The 23,804-nt window shown below is 63.7% G+C and carries 22 protein-coding genes, 3 tRNA genes and 1 pseudogene; 14 read left to right on the forward strand and 12 right to left on the reverse strand.

Translation table 11 applies throughout. The features are described from left to right. The first annotated feature begins 76 nt into the window (after nt 1-76). From gyrA to LOC59_RS14195, 6 genes are all read left to right on the forward strand, one after another. On the forward strand, nt 77-2,704 hold the full coding sequence (gene gyrA, locus LOC59_RS14170; protein ID WP_227896428.1) for a DNA gyrase subunit A: 2,628 nt from the start codon (nt 77-79) through the stop codon (nt 2,702-2,704). Further along, a complete protein-coding gene (locus LOC59_RS14175) occupies nt 2,701-3,204 on the forward strand; it encodes a DUF3566 domain-containing protein (RefSeq protein WP_227915898.1) in 504 nt (167 codons plus the stop codon). Before gyrA ends, LOC59_RS14175 begins: the two co-directional genes overlap by 4 nt. Nucleotides 3,205-3,316: 112 nt before the next feature. Then, a tRNA-Ile gene (locus LOC59_RS14180) sits at nt 3,317-3,390 on the forward strand. A 44-nt stretch (nt 3,391-3,434) separates the two neighbouring features. Then, on the forward strand, nt 3,435-3,554 hold the full coding sequence (locus tag LOC59_RS14185) for a DLW-39 family protein (RefSeq protein ID WP_227896430.1): 120 nt from the start codon (nt 3,435-3,437) through the stop codon (nt 3,552-3,554). 65 nt (nt 3,555-3,619) lie between these two features. Further along, nucleotides 3,620-3,692 (forward strand) — tRNA-Ala (locus LOC59_RS14190). Between the two features lie 128 nt (nt 3,693-3,820). Further along, nucleotides 3,821-4,753 carry a DMT family transporter gene (locus tag LOC59_RS14195; protein ID WP_227915896.1) on the forward strand — a complete coding sequence of 311 codons (933 nt, stop codon included), beginning with the start codon at nt 3,821-3,823 and terminating at the stop codon, nt 4,751-4,753. Between the two features lie 118 nt (nt 4,754-4,871). Here LOC59_RS14195 and LOC59_RS14200 read toward each other — a convergent pair whose 3' ends face one another. After that, nucleotides 4,872-5,810, reverse strand: a complete 939-nt coding sequence (locus LOC59_RS14200; protein WP_227896432.1) for a hypothetical protein — start codon at nt 5,808-5,810, stop codon at nt 4,872-4,874. A gap of 151 nt (nt 5,811-5,961) precedes the next feature. Between LOC59_RS14200 and LOC59_RS14205 the strand changes: the two genes are divergently transcribed. Next, nucleotides 5,962-6,504 (forward strand): peptidylprolyl isomerase, encoded by a 543-nt coding sequence (locus tag LOC59_RS14205; protein WP_227896433.1) that lies wholly within the window; start codon nt 5,962-5,964, stop codon nt 6,502-6,504. 323 nt (nt 6,505-6,827) lie between these two features. After that, nucleotides 6,828-7,421 carry a rhomboid family intramembrane serine protease gene (locus tag LOC59_RS14210; protein ID WP_331460464.1) on the forward strand — a complete coding sequence of 198 codons (594 nt, stop codon included), beginning with the start codon at nt 6,828-6,830 and terminating at the stop codon, nt 7,419-7,421. Between the two features lie 659 nt (nt 7,422-8,080). Here LOC59_RS14210 and LOC59_RS14215 read toward each other — a convergent pair. Next, nucleotides 8,081-8,338 carry a cell division protein CrgA gene (locus LOC59_RS14215; protein ID WP_227896435.1) on the reverse strand — a complete coding sequence of 86 codons (258 nt, stop codon included), beginning with the start codon at nt 8,336-8,338 and terminating at the stop codon, nt 8,081-8,083. 327 nt (nt 8,339-8,665) lie between these two features. Between LOC59_RS14215 and LOC59_RS14220 the strand changes: the two genes are divergently transcribed. Genes LOC59_RS14220 through LOC59_RS14230 form a run of 3 tightly spaced genes read left to right on the forward strand, consistent with a single transcriptional unit; the run spans nt 8,666 to nt 10,203 of the window. Then, entirely contained in the window at nt 8,666-9,382 is a 717-nt protein-coding gene (locus tag LOC59_RS14220; protein WP_229972707.1) for a class E sortase, read from the forward strand. A 1-nt stretch (nt 9,383) separates the two neighbouring features. After that, the gene (locus tag LOC59_RS14225) at nt 9,384-9,554 is read left to right on the forward strand and encodes a hypothetical protein (RefSeq protein WP_227896436.1); all 171 of its coding nucleotides are present in this window, start codon (nt 9,384-9,386) and stop codon (nt 9,552-9,554) included. 4 nt (nt 9,555-9,558) lie between these two features. Beyond that, on the forward strand, nt 9,559-10,203 hold the full coding sequence (locus LOC59_RS14230) for an aminodeoxychorismate/anthranilate synthase component II (RefSeq protein ID WP_227896437.1): 645 nt from the start codon (nt 9,559-9,561) through the stop codon (nt 10,201-10,203). Nucleotides 10,204-10,212: 9 nt separating this feature from the next. On the opposite strand, the gene pknB is transcribed toward LOC59_RS14230, so the two are convergent. Genes pknB through LOC59_RS14265 form a run of 7 tightly spaced genes read right to left on the reverse strand, consistent with a single transcriptional unit; the run spans nt 10,213 to nt 19,492 of the window. After that, nucleotides 10,213-12,117: a Stk1 family PASTA domain-containing Ser/Thr kinase gene (gene pknB / locus LOC59_RS14235; protein WP_229972708.1), complete on the reverse strand. Its 1,905-nt coding sequence runs from the start codon at nt 12,115-12,117 to the stop codon at nt 10,213-10,215. A gap of 6 nt (nt 12,118-12,123) precedes the next feature. Continuing rightward, on the reverse strand, nt 12,124-13,869 hold the full coding sequence (locus LOC59_RS14240; RefSeq protein WP_229972710.1) for a protein kinase domain-containing protein: 1,746 nt from the start codon (nt 13,867-13,869) through the stop codon (nt 12,124-12,126). Then, nucleotides 13,866-15,308: a peptidoglycan D,D-transpeptidase FtsI family protein gene (locus LOC59_RS14245; RefSeq protein WP_229972712.1), complete on the reverse strand. Its 1,443-nt coding sequence runs from the start codon at nt 15,306-15,308 to the stop codon at nt 13,866-13,868. Before LOC59_RS14245 ends, LOC59_RS14240 begins: the two co-directional genes overlap by 4 nt. After that, on the reverse strand, nt 15,305-16,720 hold the full coding sequence (locus LOC59_RS14250; RefSeq protein WP_227915885.1) for an FtsW/RodA/SpoVE family cell cycle protein: 1,416 nt from the start codon (nt 16,718-16,720) through the stop codon (nt 15,305-15,307). Before LOC59_RS14250 ends, LOC59_RS14245 begins: the two co-directional genes overlap by 4 nt. Then, on the reverse strand, nt 16,720-18,276 hold the full coding sequence (locus LOC59_RS14255; protein WP_331460465.1) for a PP2C family protein-serine/threonine phosphatase: 1,557 nt from the start codon (nt 18,274-18,276) through the stop codon (nt 16,720-16,722). Before LOC59_RS14255 ends, LOC59_RS14250 begins: the two co-directional genes overlap by 1 nt. A 2-nt stretch (nt 18,277-18,278) precedes the next feature. Next, the gene (locus LOC59_RS14260; protein ID WP_423721922.1) at nt 18,279-18,764 is read right to left on the reverse strand and encodes an FHA domain-containing protein FhaB/FipA; all 486 of its coding nucleotides are present in this window, start codon (nt 18,762-18,764) and stop codon (nt 18,279-18,281) included. After that, a complete protein-coding gene (locus LOC59_RS14265) occupies nt 18,764-19,492 on the reverse strand; it encodes an FhaA domain-containing protein (protein ID WP_227896442.1) in 729 nt (242 codons plus the stop codon). Before LOC59_RS14265 ends, LOC59_RS14260 begins: the two co-directional genes overlap by 1 nt. A gap of 454 nt (nt 19,493-19,946) precedes the next feature. Here LOC59_RS14265 and LOC59_RS14270 point away from each other — a divergent pair. Beyond that, nucleotides 19,947-20,032, forward strand: a tRNA-Leu gene (locus LOC59_RS14270). Between the two features lie 126 nt (nt 20,033-20,158). On the opposite strand, the gene LOC59_RS14275 is transcribed toward LOC59_RS14270, so the two are convergent. After that, nucleotides 20,159-20,518, reverse strand: coding sequence for a DUF5997 family protein (locus LOC59_RS14275; RefSeq protein WP_227896452.1), 360 nt, complete (start codon nt 20,516-20,518; stop codon nt 20,159-20,161). 80 nt (nt 20,519-20,598) lie between these two features. Between LOC59_RS14275 and LOC59_RS14280 the strand changes: the two genes are divergently transcribed. Further along, nucleotides 20,599-21,381 carry a LysR family substrate-binding domain-containing protein gene (locus LOC59_RS14280; protein ID WP_229972714.1) on the forward strand — a complete coding sequence of 261 codons (783 nt, stop codon included), beginning with the start codon at nt 20,599-20,601 and terminating at the stop codon, nt 21,379-21,381. A 21-nt stretch (nt 21,382-21,402) separates the two neighbouring features. Here LOC59_RS14280 and LOC59_RS14285 read toward each other — a convergent pair whose 3' ends face one another. Together LOC59_RS14285 and LOC59_RS14295 are read right to left on the reverse strand one after the other, a co-directional pair. Further along, nucleotides 21,403-22,173 (reverse strand): metal-dependent hydrolase, encoded by a 771-nt coding sequence (locus LOC59_RS14285; protein WP_229972716.1) that lies wholly within the window; start codon nt 22,171-22,173, stop codon nt 21,403-21,405. 290 nt (nt 22,174-22,463) lie between these two features. Further along, nucleotides 22,464-22,961, reverse strand: coding sequence for a Dps family protein (locus LOC59_RS14295; protein WP_227896453.1), 498 nt, complete (start codon nt 22,959-22,961; stop codon nt 22,464-22,466). A gap of 210 nt (nt 22,962-23,171) precedes the next feature. Between LOC59_RS14295 and LOC59_RS14300 the strand changes: the two are divergent. Next, nucleotides 23,172-23,615: pseudogene (locus tag LOC59_RS14300) on the forward strand (SRPBCC family protein); the annotation flags it as partial. Nucleotides 23,616-23,804: the final 189 nt, after the last annotated feature.

Genomic DNA, 23,804 nt, shown 5'->3' on the forward strand with positions numbered 1-23,804 from the left:
AGGACAGGGTCGCCGGTGGTCGTGCAAACACCCCGGGAAACGTACACGGACTTGAACTTAGAACGGAACAGAATTAATGAGTGATGAGACCCCGGAGGTCCCCGGCGGCGAACTCGAGCCCCTGAGCGGGAACGTCCTCTCCGACCGCGTCGAGCAGATCGACCTGCAGACGGAAATGCAGCGTTCCTACCTCGACTACGCCATGGCAGTCATCGTTGGACGTGCCCTCCCCGATGTGCGTGACGGCCTGAAGCCTGTGCACCGCCGCGTCATTTACGCGATGTACGACGGCGGCTACCGGCCGGACCGTTCGTTCAACAAGTGTGCGCGCGTGGTCGGCGAAGTCATGGGCCAGTACCACCCCCACGGCGACTCCGCGATCTACGATGCGCTGGTCCGCCTCATCCAGGACTGGGTCATGCGTGCCCCGCTGGCGCTCGGCCAGGGCAACTTCGGTTCGCCCGGAAACGACGGCGCTGCCGCCCCGCGTTACACCGAGACCAAGATGGCGCCGCTGGCGATGGAAATGGTCCGTGACATCGACGAGGAAACCGTCGACTTCATGGACAACTACGACGGCCGTAACCAGGAACCCACCATCCTGCCGGCCCGGTTCCCGAACCTCCTGGTCAATGGATCCTCGGGCATCGCCGTCGGCATGGCCACGAACATCCCGCCGCACAACCTGCGCGAAGTTGCCGACGGTGTGCAGTGGTACCTGGAGCACCCGGAAGCCAGCAACGAGGAACTCCTCGAAGAGCTGATCAAGCGGGTGAAGGGACCTGACTTCCCCACCGGTGCGACGATTCTTGGGCACAAGGGCATCGAAGACGCTTACCGGACCGGCCGCGGCTCCATCACCATGCGGGCCGTGGTCAACGTCGAGGAACTGCAGGGACGCACCTGCCTGGTTGTCACCGAGCTGCCGTACATGGCCAACCCGGACAACCTGGCCATCAAAATTGCCGAGCTGGTCAAGGACGGAAAGATCACCGGCATCGCCGACATGCGCGATGAGACCTCAGGCCGCACGGGCCAGCGCCTGGTGATTGTGCTCAAGCGCGACGCCGTCGCGAAGGTCGTACTGAACAACCTGTACAAGCACACCCAGCTGCAGGAAAACTTCGGCGCGAACATGCTCGCAATCGTCGACGGCGTGCCGCGGACGCTGAGCCTGGACGCTTTCATCCGTCACTGGGTCACCCACCAGATGGAAGTTATCGTCCGGCGTACGCGCTACCGGCTGCGCAAGGCCGAGGAAGTTGCGCACATCCTGCGCGGCCTGCTCAAGGCACTCGACGCGCTCGACGACGTCATCGCCCTGATCCGCCGCTCCTCCACCGTGGAGGAAGCCCGGACCGGACTGATGCAGCTGCTGGACATCGATGAACTGCAGTCACAGGCCATCCTGGATATGCAGCTGCGCCGCCTGGCAGCACTGGAACGGCAGAAAATCCAGGACCAGCACGCCAAGCTGGAACTGGAAATTGCCGAATACAACGCGATTCTCGCATCGGATGAACGCCAGCGGCAGATCGTCAGCGAAGAACTGGCCGAAATCGTTGCCAAGCACGGTGATGACCGCCGCACCAAGATCCTGATGGGCTACGACGGCGACATGAGCATGGAAGACCTCATTCCCGAAGAGGAAATGGTGGTCACCATTACCCGCGGCGGCTACGTGAAGCGCACCCGCAGCGACAACTACCGTGCCCAGCACCGCGGCGGCAAGGGAATCCGCGGAGCCCAGCTGCGCGGGGACGACGTCGTCGAACACTTCTTCGTCACCACCACGCACCACTGGCTGCTGTTCTTTACCAACCTGGGCCGGGTTTACCGGGCCAAGGCGTACGAACTGGCCGAGGCCGGACGGGATGCCAAGGGCCAGCATGTGGCCAACCTGCTGGCCTTCCAGCCGGGAGAGCATATTGCCCAGGTACTGGACCTGTCCGACTACGACGTCGCTCCGTACCTCGTCCTTGCGACCAAGCGCGGGCTGGTGAAGAAAACCCGCCTGCAGGACTACGACACCAACCGTTCCGCCGGCATTATCGCGATCAACCTGCGTGAAGGCGATGAACTGGTCTCGGCCCAGCTCGTGAGCGAAACAGATGACCTGATGCTGGTCTCCCGCATGGGACAGTCGCTGAGGTTCACTGCTTCCGACGAAGCGCTTCGGCCGCTGAGCCGGGCAACCTCCGGCGTCACGGGCATGAAGTTCCGTGAGGATGATGAGCTGCTGGCTGCCGACGTCGTCACCGAGGACTCCTTCGTCTTCATCGTGACCGAGGGCGGCTATGCCAAGCGGACATCGGTAGACGAATACCGGGTCCAGGGCCGCGGCGGGCTCGGGATCAAGGTCGGCAAATACAACGAGGAGCGCGGCCATCTGGTCGGCGCCATGGTCGTCCAGGAAGAGGACGAAGTCCTGGTGGTCATGCAGGGCGGCAAGGTTGTCCGCTCGGCTGTTTCCGGCGTTCCGGCCAAGGGCAGGGACACCATGGGAGTCATCTTCGCCAAACCGGACAAGAACGACCGGATCATTGCGGTAGCCCGCAACTCCGAACGCGACTTGGCGGTCGAAGAGGTGGACGGCGATGAGAATGCCGAGTCTGTGGAGGTGTCTGTGGATGAAGTACCGTTGTCTACAGATGAAACGGCTGGGCGCGACGCGCAGTCTGCTGAAGATGGAGGTACCGAGTGAGCTCGACCAACTCTAACGCCAGGTCCGGCGGCGGTCCGCGGGTAAAGACCCCGGCCCGGCCCGCCCAGCGGCCTGGTACGGGTCAGAGCGCGTCAGGCAACCGGCAGCCACTGGTCAAGCCGGCACCCAAGGCCAAGGCCCGCAAGGCCCGGCTGCTCGTAAGCAAGATCGATCCGTGGTCGGTTCTGAAGATGTCCTTCCTCCTGTCCGTGGCCCTGGGCGTGGTGACTGTTGTCGCGGCCATCGTGCTGTGGACCGTTTTGGACCTCACCGGAATCTTCGACCAGGTGAACCGGCTCCTGGGCGAGATCGCAGGGTCCGAATCCGGCGGCTTCGACCTCCGCGAGTTCGCCTCGCTGGGCCAGGTAGTCTCCTTTGCGACCATCATCGCGGTGGTCAATGTGCTCCTGCTGACGGCGCTTTCCATGCTTTCAGCGGTCCTGTACAACATTGCCTCCACCTTGGTGGGCGGCATCGGCGTCACCCTCACGGACGACTAATTCCGCCGGTGTTCCGGCGCGGACTCCAGGTCCGCGCCGGAACATTGGGATCCGGATTTGGGGAACGGGTCGAGGGTACGGTAGAGTCTTATCTCGGCCCGGTGAGGTATCGGGGCGTATAGCTCAGGCGGTTAGAGCGCTTCGCTGATAACGAAGAGGTCCCAGGTTCAAGTCCTGGTACGCCCACGGAAGACCACGAAAGTGGTTGACCACAACGGCAAGGAGACACTGTGAAGAAGTTGTTCGCACTCGCGGCAGTAACGGCAGCAGGCGTCTTCGCCTTCAAGAAATGGCAGGAAACTGCTTCGGAGAAATCCGACTGGAAGGCTTCAACCGATAAGGTTGAGTAGCTCCGCAGGAACCGGCTTGGTTTGAACACCCGCCAGGGTGGGATATACTGGAGCAGTTCCAATTCGGGGGCATGGCGCAATTGGTAGCGCACCTGCTTTGCAAGCAGGGGGTTCGGGGTTCGAGTCCCCGTGCCTCCACCGAAAGAAAGTCCCGGCCACTGCGGCCGGGACTTTCTGCGTTAACGCGCATGGTCTCATCCGCCATGGACCACCATGCTCCGGCGCGGCCGGCAGCGGGCGCCGGGAGCAGGCCCTAATCTCATTGAGTGACCTTTTTCCTCGCCCTCGTCGGCGTACTGGGTGTCTCGGCTTCCGGGCCCATCATGGCTGCCACTGCTGCCCCTGCACTGGCGATCGCTTTTTGGCGCAATGCGCTGGGCGCACTGATCATGGGCGCGCCGGCAGCGCTGCGGAGACCGGCTGACTTCCGGCGCCTCACCAAAAGCGACCTGCGCTGGACCGCGCTTGCAGCTTTGGCCCTGGCACTGCATTTTGCCTGCTTCATCACCGCGCTCCAGCTGACGTCCGTCGCTGTCGCGACCGCACTGGTATGCCTCCAGGCGGGCTGGATTGCCCTCTTTGGGGTGTTCCGCGGGATCCGGATCGCTCCAGCGACACTGGCTGGCCTCCTGGCTGCCTTCGCCGGCGTCGTCGTGATCACGGGTTTTGACGTGGCACTCTCGCCGCAGGCACTTCTCGGGGACGCCCTGGCGCTGGCCGGAGGTGCGCTGGCCGGCCTGTACACGATTGCCGGCGGCAGGGCTCGCCAAACCATGACCACCGGAACCTACACGACCCTCTGCTACGGGGCTTGCGCGGTCATACTCGCACTCATGTGCGCCGTCTTCCGGCAGCCGATCATCGGCTTCGAGCCTGGTGCCTGGCTCGGGATCCTGGCGGTCACAGTGATGGCGCAGCTTCTGGGGCACACCGTGTTCAACCATCTCCTGGCAGTGATCAGTCCACTCGTGGTGTCCATGATCATCCTGCTTGAGATCCCGGGTGCGGCCATCCTGGCAGCGGTCTTCCTTGGCGAGGAACTGCCCGGCGGGACATATCTTGGGCTGGCGGTCATTATCGCCGGACTCGCCGTCGTTCTCTGGGGACAGGCTAAACGCCGGGGGAAGGAGCCGAACGGTGCGGCGGAGGATCCGCTGCCCCCTGCACCGCCGGTCCTTGGCGGTGACGTGGATCGTTAGGAGAAGCTCCCGCTGGTCCCGGATCCGCGGCTGCCGTGCAGGCCAGGCCCAAACGAAGGAAGGGACCCCGGATTACCGGGGTCCCTTCCTTCGGTCCGGCCGGAAGGCCGGATTAATGCTACTTCTCGTTCTTGTCAGCCTTGGCGCTGGAATCCGCGTGCGCTCCGCCGGACTTGGCGGACGTGGATGCTGCTTCCTTGCTGTGCTTGGCGGCCTCCGTGGCCTTCTCGCCTGCCTTGGAAGCGGAGGAAGCAGCAGCTTCCTTCACGGTCGCAGCGGAGTCCTTGGCCTTGCCGGCAGCGGCAGAGACTGAGTCCTTGGCCTTCTCGGTGGCCGAAGGAGCGGACGGCTTGGTGGCTTCGGCCGCGGGAGCGGGCGCCGGGACCGGGACTGTTGCCGGCTTCGGCTGGGCCGGAGCGGGAGTCTTCCACGGGTCTTCCACCGGACGCGAAGCCCGCCACGCCGCAACAGCGGCAACTGCCGCAGAAACGATGATGCCGAACACGAGCCAGCCCTTGCCGCCGCGCTTCTGCTGCTTCTTCAGTTCCTTGGCAGCCTTGGCAGCGGCTTTCTGGGCCTGCTTCATGGCCTTCTTGTTGCCGGTCGCCTTGGCCACGGCTGCCTGCACCGGCAGCGAGGCGTTGCCCAGTCCGCGCGAGACGGAGTCTGCAGCGTCTCCGATACGGGAGGACAGGTTGGGGATGTAGTCGTCGACAACCTTGTCCTTGGCATGAGTCAGGGCCGGGGTCGCGCGGTCAAGCGTCGTCTGGATCCTCGGCGTTGCGTCGTCGACGACCTGGCTGATTCTCGGTCCCACCTTCTGGAGGCCGTCCTGGATCCGCGGGGTCACCACGGCAACGCCCTGCGCGATCTCGTCGGCAGCACGCTTGAGCCCATCCTGGATCTTGGGCGAAGCGGTCTCGATTCCCTTTTCGATGCGGGGAACCGCCCATCCGACAGCTGCTTCTACTTTGGGGGTTGCCCAGTCACGCGCCGATTCCACGCCTGCGGTGACATTCGCTTCGAAGTCACGGGCAATGCGGTCCTTCTTGTTCAAAACTACCTCCCAGGAAAGTGACGGTTCAGCCTTAGCCTACGTGCAATGACAGTTCTGTGCTATCAGAGGGCCAGGGGCGGCGAAGTTTTCACTGTGCGCTGAACAGGCCGTTTTCCCCCCACGCCAAAGTCGGCCGTGGAAGAATGTTGCTATGACTGCTATTCCTACAGCACAAGCAACCGTCCACACCTCCAAGGGCGATATCCGCATCAACCTCTTCGGCAACCACGCCCCGAAGACGGTCCGGAACTTCGTCGGCCTTGCCACAGGTGAGATCGAATGGACCGATCCGGCGACCGGCGAGAAGACCAGCCGCCCGCTCTACGACGGCACGATCTTCCACCGCATCATCAAGGACTTCATGATCCAGGGCGGCGATCCCCTGGGCCGCGGCACCGGCGGACCGGGTTACCAGTTCGACGACGAAATCAGCCCCGACCTGGACTTCACCGCTCCGTACAAGCTGGCCATGGCCAACGCAGGCATCCAGATGGGCCGCGGAACGAACGGATCGCAGTTCTTTATCACCTCTGTGCCGACCACTTGGCTGCAGGGCAAGCACACCATCTTCGGCGAGGTGGCAGACGACGAGTCCAAGGCCGTCGTTGACGCGCTGAATGCTGTCGATACCGACATGCGGGACAAGCCGACCGAAGACATCGTCATCAACAACATCACGGTCGAGCAGCTCTAACCTGACCGCCGAATGTACCCCGGCCGGGATCCGGCCGGGGTACATCCATAAGCACTCATCGGAGCCGAACACCAATGTCCTACGGAGTACCGGCCGGAGAGCCGGCCCATGATGTACCCGTCTGTCCGCGGCACCCCGACCGGGTCAGTTACATCCGCTGCCAGCGCTGCGGCAGGCCGGCGTGCCCGGAATGCCAGCACAGCGCGCCCGTGGGCATCCAATGCGCGGACTGTTTCCAGGAGAGCCGGGCAGGCACGCCTGCCTACCGGACGTCATACGGCGGCGCGGTCCGTTCCGGTAAGCCTGTAGTCACGATCACCCTCATGGCCCTGTGTGCCGCCGCCTATGTCCTGCAGTGGATTGCACCGGGTTTCACCGAACTCTTCTGGTTTGCTCCCGTCTACACGGACATCGAGCCTTGGCGGCTGCTGACAGCTGCTTTCCTCCACTCCCCCGGGTTCATCTTCCACATCGCGTTCAACCTCTATGCCCTCTGGCTTCTGGGAAGATCACTTGAGCCGCTGCTTGGCAGGCTGCGCTTTACGCTGCTGTACCTGATCTCCGCGCTGGGCGGCTCAGTCGGCGTAATCCTCCTGGCGCCGGCCTTCCAGGCAGTTGTGGGTGCATCCGGCGCAATCTTCGGCCTCTTTGGTGCTCTCTTCGTGATCCAGCGCCAACGCGGAGGTGAAGTCAAAGCCCTGCTGATCCTGATTGGCATCAACCTGGTGCTGGGCTTTGTCTATCCCAACATTTCCTGGCAGGCACACCTGGGCGGGATTCTCACCGGTGCTGCCTGTGGGGCTGTCCTCGCCTACGCCCCCAAGGGCCCCCGCCGGGCGTTGGTTCAGTTTGGCGGCTTGGGCGTTATCGCCCTCATCCTGACAGCAGTGGCCCTGCTGTGGACGCCTAACTTCTAGGTTCCAGTTTGGCAGCGGCCCCCGGATTTCCGGGGGCCGCTTTTCCTTTAAACGGAGCGGGGCCGGGACCGGATCGCACACGGCCCTGGTACTGAACGGCGACACTCTCCACAGGGCACAGCAGTCTTATCCACAGAGATACCCACATTGTTAATAACTTACAGGCGTGTAACTCATGGTCCTGCGGGGGTGACCTGGCTATCTGACGCAGCTCCCGGACCCCTACCTCAGGGTTTTCCACAGAGCATTCGTGAAGTTGTGCACAGGCGGTACACAAAGCCGTCGAAGAGTTATCCAGTGTTGTCTCCGAGTTACACACATGTAATTCCACAGGTGTGGATAACTCAGATCCCTAGGCTGGCGCGGTTTGGCTCCTGAAGGGGCCGAAAGTTCTCCACAGTTGTGGACAACTCTGTGCACATGTTGGGTATAAGGTCCCGGTTGTTAGCTCCCGGTTATCCCCAGCTTATCCACGTTGAACTGTGGATAACCCCCTTCGGGGGACACCTTTCTCGGTGCAGGGTGCCCCTGCGTTCTTGAACAGGTTATCCACGGCTGTGGATAAGTGTCTGTGGATAAGTAGGGTGCCTGTGGGTAAGCCTGTTTAAAACAAAACTCCCGGTGTGGCAGGCACACCGGGAGTTTGAACCAGTCGCAGGTCAGCGCCACCGGGTTGTCATCAGGAAGCCCACGATCGCAACGCCGAAGCCAACCAGGATGTTACCGCCACCGAGGGCCGGAATCGGGTACACACCCTGGGAAATGTAAAACACGATGATCCAGAGCAATCCGATGATCATGAGGCCGAACATTACCGGCTTGTACCAAACGGGATTCGGCTTGGGGGCTGCCTTTCCCTTGGCTGCAGCGGGCGCCGCTGCGGCTGCTGGCTTCTTGCGGGACTTTGACTCGGGCACGGATCCTCCTAGCGGAACCGGCTCACTGGACGCCGGTGCGGGTTATTGTCTCTGGGAGCCCCGAACTTCACTCGCCCGGCAGGGCCTGGGCCTATATCCTGTCTGGGTATCGGCGGTGGGCTGGGCAGCTGTTGCAGGGTCCCTCTCTTCAATCGTAGCGAATGACCAGTTCCGACGCGGCAGTACGCCGGATGGATTACCGAGAGGACCAGTGACAGTATGACGGGTGCGGTGGACCAAACGGCCGACTCCGCTTCGGGAAGACTCACGGAAGACAGGCCGGAAAACCGGCGGAACAGGAACGGCAGGCCGCGCAGCCGCGGTTCCATGGCCGTGCAGGTGCTCGGGGAACTGCTTATCACTGCCGGACTGGTGATCGTACTCTTCGTCGTCTGGGAACTGTGGTGGACCAATATTGAGTCTGACCGTTTGCAGGACGCCGCCATGGAAGAGCTGTTTGACGGTTTTGAGGTGCCGCCCATGTCCAGCGAGGCACCCCCGCCGGAGGACTACGGTGATCCGGCGGTGCTGCCCTCACCCGAGTCGGACGGCACTACGTTTGCGGCCATTTACATTCCCCGTTTCGGTCCCGACCATGCGAGGCCCATCACCGAGGGAATCGGACCAGAAGTGCTGGACACTCTCGGCTTGGGCCACTATCCAGAGACGGGAATGCCGGGGGAAATAGGAAACTTTGCCCTTGCCGGACACAGACAGACCCATGGACAGGTGCTGGACGCCGTCGACACCCTGGTCCCGGGTGACCGCATCTACGTCCAGACGGCGGAGGGGTACTACACCTATGTGTACCGCAACAGCCAGATAGTCCTGCCGGAGCAGGTCGACGTGCTGGCAGCCGTCCCGACGCAACCGGGTGCGGAGCCGCAGGAACGCATCCTGACGCTGACGACCTGCAATCCACGGTTCGGGTCGCAGGAAAGATTCATCGCCTACGCGGTCCTGGACTCGTGGCAGCCCGCCGCAGCCGGGCCCCCGGAAGAAATACGGACTGTGGCATCGGCCACCCCGTCAAGACAGGGATAAAATGTACGCTTGGATCTTCCGGCATTTGCCCGGGCCGCTGTGGATACGCATTGTCACTGCGGTGGTACTCGTCGCCGGTGTGGTGCTGGCCCTTATGACCTATGTCTTCCCCTGGTTCTCGGAGTTCAGTTTCCTGAGCCCCCTGACCGATTCAACGATTGGCGGTTCCTGACCCAATGAGCACCCGTATCCTCGTTGTCGATAACTACGACAGCTTCGTCTACACGCTGGTCGGCTACCTGCAGCAGCTCGGCGCGGAGACTACAGTCGTACGCAATGACGATGTAAGCCTGGATGAGGCAAAGGAACTCGCAGCATCCCGGGACGGAGTCCTGGTGTCTCCGGGCCCGGGAGCGCCGGCTGACGCAGGGGTCTGCATTGAACTCATTCGCTGGTGCCGCGACAACGGCAAGCCGATGCTCGGAATCTGTCTTGGACACCAGGCCCTCGCCGAAGCATTCGGCGGAACCGTCACCCACGCACCGGAACTGATGCACGGTAAGACCTCGGAAATTGAGCACCACGGAACCGATGTCTTCGCCGGACTTCCCAGCCCGCTGACCGCAACGCGCTACCACTCCCTGGCTGCGGTGGCGGAACAGATCCCCGGCGAGCTGGACGTAACCGCCCGAACCGCCAGCGGAATCATCATGGGGCTCCGGCACCGCACGGCGCCTTTGTCAGGGGTGCAGTTCCATCCCGAATCGGTCCTGACGGAAGGGGGCTACCAAATGCTGGGCAACTGGCTGGAGAGCCTCGGCCTCGAAGGGGCAGCAGCGTACGCGGCAACCCTGAGCCCGCTGATCAGCTCCCGTTCCTAACCCCGTGGGTTAGTCGCCCCCGCGACGGTTGCCCGGTTCCGACGGTGACTCGGAAGTACTGGGCGAGGGTGACGGTTTGGCTGGTTCTTTGGCAACCGTCAGTATGATGGTGCTGCCCTGCGGAACATCCGATCCGGGGGCTTCGCTCTGCGCAGTCACCGTTCCCGGCTTCACCACGCTGTTTTCCACTTCTTCCACCGTCGCCTGCAACCCGTACGCAGGATCCGCCAGGTACGCCTTGGCTTCTTCCACATCGATATCCACAAGGTTCGGCACAGTGACCTTGCCTGTCGAAAGCACCAAATCTACGGTGCTGCCGACCTGCACCGAGGTACCCACACCGGGCTTTGTCTCGATGACATGCCCTTCCTGCACATCAGGGCTGTTGGCTGTGGCTGTGTTACCGCCCTGAAGGCCCAATAGGCGCAGGGTGTCCCTGGCCTGGGCCTCGCTCATTCCCGGAAGGGTATCCGGAATGAGAACAGCCGATGGTCCCTGGGAAACTAACAGCGTGATGTCGCTGTCGAACCTGACGGTACTGCCGGCACCGGGTTCTGTGCCGATCGCCAGACCGGGTTCCACAGTGTCGCTGTACTCCTGCTCGATCACGGGAGCACGGAATCCATCAGCAGTGATGGTGTTGATGGCATCCGTCTGGCTCATGTTAGCTACATCCGGAATAGCCCCGGTCACGGGCGGGGGCGGCGGCTGGTTGGCCCAGTTGTAGGCAAAGATGCCTCCGGCAGTCAGCAGCAGGGCCACCGCCGTAAACAAGGTGATGATCCAGGCACGGCTCCGGGACTTGTGCCGGGGGTCCCGCTCCTCCCGGGTGCCGACAGACAGTGGGGACTGATCATTGTCGTCTTCGAGCGACTCATCCACGGGAGTTGAGGTGAGCGGTCCGCCCTCGCGCACCCGTGCCATGGCCCGTGTCTGCGGTTCTTCCTCCGGAACTGGCACTGCTGGAGCCTTGGAGACCGCAAGGGCCTCGGTGGGAGCGGTGTCGCCTGAGCGCTGTGGCACGGCGGAAGTCCCGTTGCGGGCTGCTTCAAGGGCGTCCCGGAAGGCATGAGCGTTCTGGAACCGCTCGCTGCGGTCCTTGGCGAGGGCATGCTCCAATACGGCATCAAGGGCCGCAGAAACTTCAGGATTGAAACTGCTGGCTGCTGGTGGAGCTTCCCGAACGTGCTGGTAAGCCACCGATACCGGGCTTTCGCCCACGAACGGCGGCCGTCCGGCGAGCATTTCGAAGAGCAGGCAGGCAGCTGAATACAGGTCACTGCGTGCGTCCACGGTCTCGCCCCGGGCCTGCTCCGGAGACAAATACTGCGCCGTGCCAATGACCGCCTGGGTCTGCGTCATGGTGGCAGCGGAGTCGGCGATGGCGCGTGCAATGCCGAAGTCCATGACCTTGACGTTTCCCTCGGCGGTGACCATCACGTTCGCCGGCTTGATGTCCCGGTGGACAATGCCTGAACGGTGGCTGTACTCGAGGGCAGAGAGAACGCCGAGGGTGTAGGTGATGGCATCGTCCGTGCTGATCTCCCCCGCCTTGATCAGGTCACGCAGCGTCCGCCCGGAGACATACTCCATGACAATGAAGGGCAGCCGGACGTCGTCGGGAGATCCATTGGCGATTTCCTGGTCGCCGGTGTCATACACGGAAACGATTGAGGGGTGGTTCAACCCCGCGACAGCCTGCGCCTCACGCCGGAAGCGGGACTGGAACAGTGGATCCCGGGCCAGGTCCGGGCGCAGCACCTTGATGGCCACTGACCGGCCCAGCCGGGTATCCCGGCCAAGGTAGACGTCGGCCATGCCGCCACGGCCAATCAGTTCACCGACGTCGTAACGACCGTTGAGGATGCGGTCGGTGTTCAGTGTTGGGTGCCCTCTCAGGAAATCCGCGCTCATGGTTGCCTACGGGGTGTTCGTTCCGCTGGGTTCGGGAGCCGGGCCTGTGGAGATCACGATGGTTACAGTCGAGCCCTTGGGAACGTTGCTTCCTTCACCCGGATTCACGCTGATGACGGTCCCGGCAGGCTGGGGAGCCTGCTGCTCCACACGGTTGGGAACCAGACCGGCACTGACAATCGACTGGCTTGCCGCGGAAGCCTGGGAATCCGTCAGGCCGCCGGGGACGGTCACCAGTTCCGGTCCGCTGGAGTAGGTGACGGCGATTGCGTCGCCCCGGGACAGCGGGCCGACCGGGTTCACATCAAGCACGGTGCCTTCGGGCTGGTCGGACGGTACGGGGTTCCGGCTTACTGCCAGGCCCAGGGAGCTCAGCTCCTGGGAAACAGTGTTCACGTCGCGGCCCTGGTACTGGGAAGCGTTGACGGTGATTTCCTCCTCCGCGGCCGACGTGGTGGGGCTGGCTGAAGCCGTTGTCGGGGACGCGGAGCTGGATGTCGGCGAGGCGCTGCTGCGCGTGGGGCTGGCCGACGTCGAACTCGACGGAGACTGTGTGGTCCGGTCCCCGGCGGGATCGGAGTTTAGGTTCACTGCGATGAGGGCGATGATCGCGACCAGGACAAGGGAAAGGACCACGATCAGCGGAATGAGCCACTTCTTACGCTTGGGCTCGTCGTCGTAGCCGTCGTCGTTGCCGTAACCGTCGTCGTCGACGTCGTCATCCGTCCATTCCCGTGAGGCAGCCACCGAACCGGTGTCCTGGCCTGCCGAAGCGGTAACGGGAAGGGCCGAGGTGGAGGGTGAAGCATCCACTGCACGGGTTGCAGAGGTATCCCCCTGCATAGGTACGGGAGCCGTCATCGTTCCCGTGGCAGCGCTGTCTCCTGAACCGAAAAGCAGCATTCCGGGGACTGCCTGCTCGGCCGCGCTGATGTCTCCGCGGCGAATAGCTGCGACGGCACGGGCAAGGGCTTCGGCGTCGGCCGGGCGGTCCGCAGGGTCCTTGGCCAGCATGGACATGATCAGTGCCCGCACCGGAGTGGGGATGGATTCGGGCAGCGGCGGCGGGGTGTCATTGACCTGGGCCAGTGCAATGGCGATCTGGGACTCGCCGGAGAACGGACGCGTTCCGGCGAGCAGCTCGTACCCAATGACGCCGAGGGCATAGATATCGCTTGACCCGGTAGCCTGCTGGCCCGTGGCCTGTTCCGGGGCCAGGTACTGGGCCGTTCCCATGACCTGGCCGGTGGCGGTGAGGGGCACCTGGTCGGCAAGGCGCGCAATGCCGAAGTCGGTGATCTTCACCCGCCCGTCAGGCAGGATCAGGAGGTTGCCGGGCTTGACGTCGCGGTGCACGAGCCCCTGCCGGTGGGCAACGGCCAGCGCGGTGGCAGTCTGGCCGATGATGGACAGGGTACGGTCCGGAGACAGGACCTTTTCACGCTCAATGATGGTGGAGAGCGGCTGGCCGGGGACCAGCTCCATCACGAGGTAGGCGGATCCCTCTTCCTCGCCGTAGTCGAAGACGTTGGCGATGCCTTCGTGATTCAGCAGGGCCGTGTGGCGTGCTTCGGCACGGAAACGGTTCAGGAAGCCCGGATCGCCGGTGTACTCCTCCTTGAGGATCTTAATGGCGACTATCCGGCCCAGGACGAGGTCCCGTGCCTTCCAGACTTCGCCCATGCCGCCGATAGCAATACGATCGGTCAGCTGGAACCTGCCGCCTAAGGTGATTCCCGAAGTAGGCCTCACTTATTCAACACCGCCTCTAGGAGTTTTTGCGCGCTTGGAGTGGTCAATTGGGATCCGGTGGTCAGGTCAACGTTTTCCATCACGATGGAAATGACCACTTCGGGGTCGTCTGCCGGGGCGAAGCCGGTGAACCAGGCATTGTCGCCGCGGTCCTGGACTTCGGCGGTGCCGGTCTTGCCTGCCACCTTCACGCCCGGGATGCGGGCTGCGGAAGCTGTGCCGTTCTCGACCACGCTCACCATCCAGTCGGTCAGCTGCGCGGCGGTGCCGGGGCTGATGGACTCATTCAGGACGGTGGGTTCAGGTTCGTCGAGTACTGACAAGTCCGGCGCCCGCACCGTTTTGATGAGGTTCGGGGTCATTTGGACACCGTTGTTGGCAATGGCGGCGGAGATCATGGCCACTTGGAGCGGCGTCGCGGTGACGCTGCCCTGCCCGATGGAGGACAGGGCGAGCTCTGCCTGGTCCTCGGTCTCCGGGAACTGGCTGGCAGTGACTTGCGTGGGGATGCTGAACGATTCCCCGAAGCCGAACTTCTCTGCCTGCTGGGCCAGGGCATCCTGGCCCACGTCCCACGCAATCTGCGCAAAGACCGTATTGCAGGACTGTTCCAGGGCGAACTGGATGTCGGCCTCGCTGCGGCTGGCACAGGCACCGTTGGTGAAGTTCGGGAGGGAGATATTGGTCCCCGGCAGGGGCAGGGCCGCCGGATTGGGGATCACGGAGTCGGCGTTGAACTTCCCGGTTTCCAGGGCCGCCGCCGCATCCACCAGCTTGAACGTGGAGCCCGGTGCCAGCAGGGACTGGGTCGCCGGGTTCAGATACGGGGACAGTCCCGGGACGGTGAGCAGCTGCTCCATGTTCGCGTTGGCGATTTCGGTGTCGTGGCCGGCCAGCAGGTTCGTGTCATAGGACGGTTTGGACACCATGGCCAGAATGTCACCGGTCTTGGGATCCATCATGACGATCGATCCCTTCTGGCCCTCGGGAATGAGGTCATAGGCAAGCCGCTGAAGCTGCGGATCGATGGTGAGTTCAACGGATGCGCCCTCGGCCTGGGCGCCGGAGAACAGCTGGACCAGCCGGTCGTAGAACTGCTGGTCAGTGTTGCCCGTCAGCTCGTCGTTCATCGCGAGCTCGAGCTGGTAGCTGCCCTGGGAGAGAGAGAAGAACCCGGTGAGCGCTGAATACAGCTCAGGATCGTTGTAGACCCGCTGGTAGTTGAACTGGTCATTCGACGGCACCGACTCTGCGATCGGAACACCGTCAACCAGGATGGAACCCCGGTTCTTCCCAAAGTCCTGATACAAGCTGCGGCTGTTGATCGGATTCTTGTTCAGGTCATCTGCGGCAAAGAACTGAACGTAGGTCAGCGAGCCGAGGATGGCCAGGAACATTGCCAGGGCGACGATCCAGCTATTGCGGATTGCTTGGTTCACGAGCGTCCTCCCTCGGCATCATTGGCGGTGTGGCGGCGTGGCCCGGCTGCGGCCGGAGCGGCCAGAGCCGGCTCCATATCCAGGGGCAGCCCGGTGGCCGCCGGGCGCCGGGCGGCGTCGGAAATCAGCAGGAGCAGGGCCACGATGATCCAGTTGGCCAGCAGTGAGGAGCCGCCGGCCGACATGAAGGGTGTCGTCAGGCCGGTGAGGGGGATCAGGCGGGTGACGCCGCCGATCACGACGAAGCACTGCAGTGCGATCGTGAAGGAAAGGCCGACGGCGAGCAGTTTTCCGAAACCGTCCCGGGTGCCGAGCGCCGCGCGGAACCCGCGCGAAACGAGCAGCACATACATGAGGACTATTGCGAAGACACCGATCAGTCCCAGCTCCTCACCGAGGGCAGCAATGATCATGTCCGAGTTCGCATACGCCACGAGATCCGGCCGGCCCTGCCCCAGGCCGGTGCCGGTCATGCCGCCGCTGGCAAGGCCGAAGAGGCCCTGAATCACCTGGTAGCTGCCGCCCGGTGACCGCTCGATCACTTCAGGATCGAAGGCGTTCAGCCAGCCGTCGATGCGCAGGGCAACGTGGCTGAAAATCTGAACGGCAACGAACCCGCCGGCGCCGATGAGCGCCAGGCCAATGAGGACCCAGCTCACGCGGCTCGTCGCGACGTAGATCATGGCCATGAAGAGACCGAAGAACAGGATGGAGGAGCCGAGGTCACGCTGGAACACCAGGACACCGATGCTTACGGCCCAGGCGGCCATCATGGGGCCCATGTCCTTGAACCGGGGGAGCTGCAGCGGCCCGACCTTGCGTCCTGCAAGCAGGATCAGGTCACGGTTCGTGGAAAGATAACCTGCGAAGAATATGGCCAGGGTGATCTTGGCGATTTCGCCGGGCTGGAACGTCCCGCCTCCCACACTGATCCAGATCCGCGCCCCGTTGATCGTCAAGCCCAGCGGGGTGAGGGGCAGAAGCAGCAGGACCGCGCTGACGATCAGGGAAATGTAGGTGTAGCGGCGCAGGATGCGGTGATCCTTGATCAGGAAAAGGACAGCTATGGCGGCGGCTACGGCTACGGTGCTCCAGAGGAGCTGCCGGTCTGCGGCATCAGAGCCCTTCGCGATGTCCAGGCGGTGGATCATGGCCAGGCCAATGCCGTTCAGAGCGGTCACGATCGGAAGTATTACCGGATCGGCATACTTAGCCCGGAACCGCAGGACGACGTGGAAAGCCAGTACCAGCGCTACGAGCGTTCCGCCCTGCAGCCAGAAATCCGAGTCGAAGGCACGGTCTTCATCGATTCCCACCAGCATGTTTGCCCCGACGCCGACGGCGAGGGCCACCACCAGCAGGAGGGCTTCGATGTTGCGCCGCGGCTTGGCCGGGGCTGCGAGTTCTGACATCACTGTTCCCCTCCGCACGGGTTGGCGGGTACGGCCGCTCCGTCGTCGGTGGACTCGAGCGCGTCCGCCAATGCCGTGGCTGAGGGCGAGGGCGAAGGATTCGCCGGCTGCGGGCACAGGATCGCCTTGGCGGTCCCCCGCAGCTGGTCAACGATTTGCTCGGCGTGCACCAGGTCCCTGGCTGGAACGGTGTCGTTGACCCGGCCGCGCCAGTATTCGGGGAGGCTGTCTACCGGAATGTTGCTCGTCTCCGCCACGTGGGAAAGCTTGATGGGACCCAGCGTCTGGGAGACCCCGTTGAAGATCGCCACCCGGTTTTCCGATGCGCCCACGTAGTAGCGGGTTTGGGTCCAGGCATAGCCGACCCACAGTACCGAGGCGAGCAGTGCTGCTATGACGGCCAAGACCACCACGAGGATCCAGCGCCTGCGCTTCTTGGGTTCCTGCACTTCTTCCGGCTGGTCCCCAGTGTCGTCGTCGGCCTTGTGCATCAGCATGCGCGCTGCTCGGCGTTCCGCTGAGCGCTCGGTGACGATGGGAATCTGGCCGGTCTCGGTCGCCAGCGCAGCAGCACCAACCAGCTGGTGCGGACGCGAAGCCAGATCGCGGCGGATGATCTCGGCGCGTACAGGATTCGCAGCGTCGCGGTCCTGGTCCGGATCTTCGGTATCGGCGTCGTCCTTGGCTGCGCTTTCGGGGCCTGCAGCAGCCGGAACAGTTCCGGCAGCGTCCCGGGAGCGGGAAGCCGAAGCGGCTTCCTGCACCGGGTTTCCGCCGGTAACGGGTGCGGGTTCCCGGGCGGGTGACGGAGCGGGCGCGCGCTCCTCGTCAGAAATCTCGGCCACTTCGATGATCGCGACGGTGACGTTGTCGGGGGAGCCTCCGGCGAGCGTGAGTTCCACCAAAGTGTCGACGGCCGTGGCGATATCCCTGGATCCGCGCAGGACGGCTTCAATGTCGTCGTCCCTTAGCACTGCGTTCAACCCGTCGGAGCAAAGCAGCCATTTCTCCCCGGCGGCTACCTCAAAGGTTGCCAGATCCAGTTCGGGACTGGCGTCGACGTCCCCCAGCACGCGCATCAGCACGTTCTTATGCGGGTGGGTCTCGGCCTCTTCCGGGCGCAGACGGCCTTCGTCGATCAGCCGCTGCACGAAAGTGTGGTCCACGCTGATCTGCTCGAAGGTATCGTCCTTGAGCCGGTAGGCACGGGAATCGCCGATGTGGGCGAGGGCAACCTTATTGCCTTGGAGCAGCATGGCTGTGACCGTGGTCCCCATTCCCGAGAGCTCAGGAGACGTGGTCACCAGTTCGGAGAGCAGGGAATTTGCTGCCTGGATTTCGTCGGCCAGCACGGTAACGGCGTCGTCATCGAGGTCGGGACGGTCCAGATGGACCAGGTCCAGGACCGTCGAGGCCGATGCCACGTTGCCGCCGGCGTGTCCGCCCATACCGTCGGCAACGACGGCAAGGTAACGCCCGACGTAGGCAGAATCGTCGTTCTTGAAACGAACCATTCCTACGTCGGAGCGGGCAGCGTACCTGAGGGCAAGCGTCACTGCTAGGCCCTCAATTCGATGACCGTTTTGCCGATGCGGATCGGCATTCCCAGGTCAACGGGTTGTGCGCGGGTGAGCTGGGATCCTCCAAGGAAGGTTCCATTCGTCGAACCGAGGTCCTCGATGAACCAGCGGCTTCCCTGCGGAAACAGGCGTGCGTGCCGGCCGGACGCGTAGTCGTCCTCCAACACCAGGGTTGCTTCCTGGGCGCGGCCGAGCAGGATGGGGCTTGCTGCCAGATCAAGGGTGGTGCCGCGGAGCGGACCTTCCGTGACAACCATCTGGCGGGCCTGGACCCGCGCCGGTGCCGGCGGGGTGCGTTCCAGCTCTGGATTCTTCCGTACTTGCCGGGCGGTGGGTACTCCGGTTTTGTTGCGTGCCCCCAGGACGAGATCCCTGCGAATGGCACCCACAACGGCCAGGACCATCACCCACAACAGGAGCAGGAAGCCGTAACGCAGAAGCGTGAGAACAAGGGTGCCGTCCACTACCGACCCCCGGGCCGTACGGGCAGCAGCCGGAAGACAATGCGGGTGCGACCCATGGCAATAGTGGAACCGTCGGTGAGGATGGTTTCTCCTTGGACTTTTTGGCCGTTGACGTAGCTGCCGTTGGTCGAACCGAGGTCTACGGCCCGGACGGTGGAACCATCAGAGCGGATCTCGAGGTGGCGGCGGGAGACTCCGGTGTCATCAACGAGGATATCTGCCTCGGACGATCGGCCCAGGACAACCGATGAAGCGTTCAGCGAATAGCGCTGCCCGTCTATGTCCAGCACCGGCTGCATCCGGGTGGGACCCTGCCGGGGAGCAGGCGGCTGCGGAACGCGTGCAGCAGGTCCCTGGGACTTCTCGGTCTTCGAATCGATTTCGAGGGCGCCCGGCTTGAGGGTGGAGTCCCTTGTGAAGGAGACACGTACGGGGCCCTGGAGAGTGTAGGTCTGGCTGCGCGCATGCTTGATGACGACGTCGCACAGCTCTTCGGCCAGCGGAGCGCCCCACTCCTGGGCGCGGGCGAAGTCAGCGTCTGAAAGGCGTGCGGTGAAGACGTTCGGGGCCAGGGTGCGTCCCTGTCCGACCGTCATGGACTTCTCATCCAGTTCCCGGCGAAGGGCTATTGCCAGTTCCAGCGGTTCAACACGCCCCGAGGAACCGGTGGAAAAAGCTCCACGGACCATTCGTTCAATGCCGCGCTCAACGTTGTCGAGTAGACCCATCTCCGCCTCCTTCCCTTGTCTGGACGTGCCCGCTGTTCGGTTTCATACCTTGCTCCGTCCCGGCTTGGCGCACAGGGCGGTAAGGGAAACAATCTCCGTCGGCCCGTGCAGGGCTGCAGGCAGCCGGAGAGGTTCCAATCACTCCGATACTACTGGGGTCCGCTGAAAATTGTCTTAACACCCTGGCGGTGGGTTCAGATCGCTGATTTAGGTCCCGACGGGTGCGGGGGAAGCGCATCGCAGCCGCAAAAGGGCGATATTCGGAACGCTCAGGCCCTGGTCCGGCGCCGCATGCTGCGGGAGCCAGCGGCCGTGGCGGGGCCCGCCGGCCCCGTTTAGGTGTTTCGCAAAAATGCCGGTATGCTTGATTCTGCTGTTCCCGAGGAATAGGAATGCTCAGGTCTCACCGCACGATGTGAGAAACAATGCATCCGAAGCTGAGGGAAATCACTTTGCGCGAGTGGCGGAACGGCAGACGCGCTGGCTTCAGGTGCCAGTGTCCGAAAGGGCGTGGGGGTTCAAATCCCCCCTCGCGCACCAAACAGAATCACCCCGGCTGGATGGCCGGGGTGATTTTTTTATGTCCGGTACACGCCCTGGGGCCAGTACGGCTGGTTGGGAGGCCCAACACGCCGTGACTGGCCCCTGGGTGGGTGCCGCTTGGGTTTAGCTGCTGGGCTTCTTAGCCGCTTCTTCCTTGACGCGCTTGGCCTCAGCGCGGACAGCGGCAAAGCTGGCACGCTCGGCAACGAGCCAGGCCGGGGGAGCGGCCAGCAGTTCAGTGATCTGCGCGGTGGTCAGCGGATCCGTGATGCCGCCGCGGGCCAGGCCGCCGATCGAGATGTTCAGCTTCTGGGCGACAACCGGGCGCGGGTGCGGACCGTTGCGGCGGAGTTCGACCAGCCATTCCGGCGGGGCAGCCAGCAGTTCGTCGAGCTGCGCGCGGGTCACAGGATTGTCCTGGAACTCCTGCGGAGCTGCGGGAAGGTAAATGCCCAACTTCTTTGCAGCCGTCTCAGGCTTCATGGACTGGGAGGATTTTTCGGGGGTCATGTATCAAGGGTATCCGGCCCTCCACCCGCCCGGCGGTGGGCTACTGTGAACAGGTGTCCCACGAGTCCTCCCAGCCGGTCCGACCGGCAGCTGCACCGCTGAAAGTCTCCTATGTTCCCGGTGTGACGCCGGGCAAGTGGATCTCGCGCTGGAATGAACGCCAGGGCCGGTCCCTGGAGGCACAGCAGGTCGACGAAGCGGCCGTTCTGGAAGAACTGGCTGCCGGCAGGGCGGACCTGGTGTTCCTTCGTATCCCGGAGGACGGCTTCCAGCGCCCCGAGGGCCTGCACGCGATCCCGCTCTACCGGGAGCAGCCCGTGGTTGCCGCGCCGAAAGACCACCCGGTGGCCGCGTTCGAGGAACTGGCCCTGGCCGACCTTGCGGGCGAGAACGTCATGGACCCCGCTGACCTTGGGGGCGTTGCCATGGGGCTGGAAGTGGTTGCTTCCGGCGTCGGGCTCCTGATCCTGCCGATGTCCGTGGCGAGGATCCACTCACGCAGGGACATCATTGCCCGGCCCGTGCAGGACGCACCGGGCACCCGGATAGCGGTGGCCTGGCGCGAAGACTCCGAGGACCCCGACGTCGAAGAGTTCATCGGCATTGTCCGTGGCCGCACGGCCAACAGCTCCCGCCAGCCGTCGGCGCAGGCCGAACCGGGCAAGAAGGCCAAGCGGGGTTCGTCCGCCGGAGAACGATCAGGCCAGGGCTCCGCAGGGAAGACCCAGTCCGGCCCCAAAACGGGCCGGGGCAAGGCAGCACCCGGCAAGCAGGCAAGGCCCGGCAAAGCTGCAGGGGCTAAACCGCCCCGCCGTCGTCCCGGCAAAGCACGCTAACCGGGGCGTCTGTGCAACGGATCAGGTGATCCAGCCCCGGAGGGCGTTGAATCCGCCCTCAATGACACCGTAGATCGCGTACACCGAGACGGGCACCATGATGGCCCACTCCCGCCATGACCCTGCGCGGCCGATGACCGGCAGCGACAGGCAGCCGCTTGTTTTCCACAGCTTCGCAACCAGCGGCATCGAAGCGATTTTCCGGGGGCGCTTGATGCGCAGGGGCCACAGGATCATCACCCCCTGATGGGTCAGCAGGTCACCAATGATGTGCACGCCAACGCCCAGCCCGACGGCGAGGGGCAGCCAGCCGTTGTTCTCCGGGGCGTAGAGCGCAATAAAGAGCGACAGGCCGACCGCCAGCAGCCAGCTGCGGGCGGCACCTCCCGCAATTTTCAAGGCCTTCAGCGCAAACCCCATCAGCAGCACCGAGAGCAGGCCGGCTCCGATCTCGATCGTCCCGAAGCCGCGGACCTCCGTTGTCATTTCACCCAGCGCACCGGCCAGGGCTACAAAAACGGCCAGTCCCAGCAGGGAGTGGGTGCCCCGGCGGTGGCCGCCGCTGACCCGTTCCGTGATGCGGGCAAGGATCTTGGTCACCGGGGGCAGTGAGTTGGCGATCGTGCCGCTGTGGTGGTCCAGGTCCGGAAGCAGGGCAGCTCCGGCGGTCAGCAGGGCTCCGCTGACTATGCCAAGCGGGCTCACGGGGTACCAGCCCAGGGCATAAGGCGCAGTGGAGGCTGCGGCTACCCAGGCTGCAGCGCCGCTCGCGGCGTGGTGGCCACCCATCATGGTGTCGTGCTTTCCTTCCGGGCGGTCAGTTCGCCGGAAATCCGGCAGTTATCCATCTTGCCACCCGGCGCTGACAGAGCTGCGGTGATCAGCGGGTCCACGCGGTGGAGGAGACGGGAATCACCACGGACTGGAAAGCACTGACGGGCGCGGGGGGGCGCGGTGTGGGGGGCGGCGGCCGGGGGGGGCTTGGGGGGGGGGGCGGGCCCCCACGCGCCGCGACGCGCTGGCGGGCCGGCCGCGCATCCGGACCCCCCCCCCGCGGCCGTCAGTTAATCGTGGGGGGCAGCCTAGACCGTGGCGGCTTTATCTGCACCCTTCGGGTGGACAACGTTGGCGGTCGGCGTCAGGTTCTCAGCGTCGACCATCCAGGCGTACTGCTCGAGCTTGCCGATAAAACCGTGCAGGATGTCCGCGGTCGTCGGGTCCTCTTCGTCTACCTGGTCATGGACGTCCCGCATGGTCTGGACAGTTCCACGCAGCAGTGCCACTACCAGCGTGACGGTGTCCTTGGTGTCAACCAGGCCCGCGGGGAACGGCGGCAGGGACGTGCCTTCCGCGACGGCCTGGCTGCGGCCATCGGGGACGGCTTCAAGGGCGCGCATACGTTCGGCGAGTTCGTCCGCGAAGAGACGGGCGTCGTCGATAATCTCGTCCAACTGCAGGTGGAGGTCGCGGAAGTTCTTGCCCACCACGTTCCAGTGCGCCTGCTTCCCCTGCAGGTGAAGTTCGATCAGGTCCACAAGGACGGCCTGCAGGTTGGTGGTCAGCTGCTTTGATGCCTTCATATTTCCTCCACTGTTGACGAGAAATGGCCGGTTCGGCCGCGGCGCCGTGCGGGATCTCCGTTTCGGGCCGCGACGGGATATAAGCAAGCTTACCTTCAGCTTGTGATCTGTTGTCCAGTTGGTTACGGTGGGGCCGGGGATGAAATAAGGCCCCTTAGTATTGGGGACTGTTTCACACAGAACAGTGCCACCCGCGACTGAAGGGACACTATGCACACCGTAGAAGAATCCATTGACGTTGCTGTACCTGTGACCACGGCCTACAACCAGTGGACGCAGTTTGAGTCTTTCCCGCACTTCATGAAGGGTGTGGAGTCCGTCACCCAGATCACGGACATGGAATCCCGCTGGACCACCAAGATCGGGGGCGTCGAGCGGACGTTCGACACGAAGGTCACGGAACAGCACCCGGATGAGCGTGTTGCCTGGAAGAGCATCGACGGAAAGTCACACGCCGGCGTCGTGACATTCCATCGCCTTGGTGACGCCGAGACCCGTGTCACTGTTCAGCTGGATTGGGATCCCGAGACGTTTGCTGAAAAGATCGGTGCTGCTGTGGGTGCCGATGACCACCGGGTCAAGGGAGACCTCGCAAGGTTTAAGGAATTCATCGAGTCAAGGGGATCTGAAACAGGCTCCTGGCGCGGAAATGTGGACGCTGCCCCAACAGCGGCCACGGGCGCCGGGGGCCTGAAGGCCGCCCCAACGGCCGACCCCTCACTCGATGATCCGGAGTCGGGCGGCCCCAGGGCGAGCGGCGTTTAGCCGCATCCCTGTCCGATCCGGACATAAAGCCCGGTGCCCCTCCCGTTTAGAGGAGGGACACCGGGCTTTTTGTGTCCT

This window comes from Arthrobacter sp. zg-Y916 (genome assembly GCF_020907385.1).
Taxonomy (GTDB): domain Bacteria; phylum Actinomycetota; class Actinomycetes; order Actinomycetales; family Micrococcaceae; genus Arthrobacter_B; species Arthrobacter_B caoxuetaonis.

What these genes read in the sequence shown, in the direction of transcription:
- gyrA (WP_227896428.1), top strand. Translation starts at nt 77, where the DNA reads ATGAGTGATGAGACCCCGGAGGTCCCCGGCGGCGAACTCGAGCCCCTG.
- LOC59_RS14205 (WP_227896433.1), top strand. Translation starts at nt 5,962, where the DNA reads ATGACTGCTATTCCTACAGCACAAGCAACCGTCCACACCTCCAAGGGC.
- LOC59_RS14210 (WP_331460464.1), top strand. Translation starts at nt 6,828, where the DNA reads ATGGCCCTGTGTGCCGCCGCCTATGTCCTGCAGTGGATTGCACCGGGT.
- LOC59_RS14220 (WP_229972707.1), top strand. Translation starts at nt 8,666, where the DNA reads ATGGCCGTGCAGGTGCTCGGGGAACTGCTTATCACTGCCGGACTGGTG.
- LOC59_RS14225 (WP_227896436.1), top strand. Translation starts at nt 9,384, where the DNA reads ATGTACGCTTGGATCTTCCGGCATTTGCCCGGGCCGCTGTGGATACGC.
- LOC59_RS14230 (WP_227896437.1), top strand. Translation starts at nt 9,559, where the DNA reads ATGAGCACCCGTATCCTCGTTGTCGATAACTACGACAGCTTCGTCTAC.
- pknB (WP_229972708.1), bottom strand. Translation starts at nt 12,117, where the DNA reads ATGAGCGCGGATTTCCTGAGAGGGCACCCAACACTGAACACCGACCGC.
- LOC59_RS14250 (WP_227915885.1), bottom strand. Translation starts at nt 16,720, where the DNA reads ATGTCAGAACTCGCAGCCCCGGCCAAGCCGCGGCGCAACATCGAAGCC.
- LOC59_RS14265 (WP_227896442.1), bottom strand. Translation starts at nt 19,492, where the DNA reads ATGGGTCTACTCGACAACGTTGAGCGCGGCATTGAACGAATGGTCCGT.
- LOC59_RS14275 (WP_227896452.1), bottom strand. Translation starts at nt 20,518, where the DNA reads ATGAAGCCTGAGACGGCTGCAAAGAAGTTGGGCATTTACCTTCCCGCA.
- LOC59_RS14285 (WP_229972716.1), bottom strand. Translation starts at nt 22,173, where the DNA reads ATGATGGGTGGCCACCACGCCGCGAGCGGCGCTGCAGCCTGGGTAGCC.
- LOC59_RS14295 (WP_227896453.1), bottom strand. Translation starts at nt 22,961, where the DNA reads ATGAAGGCATCAAAGCAGCTGACCACCAACCTGCAGGCCGTCCTTGTG.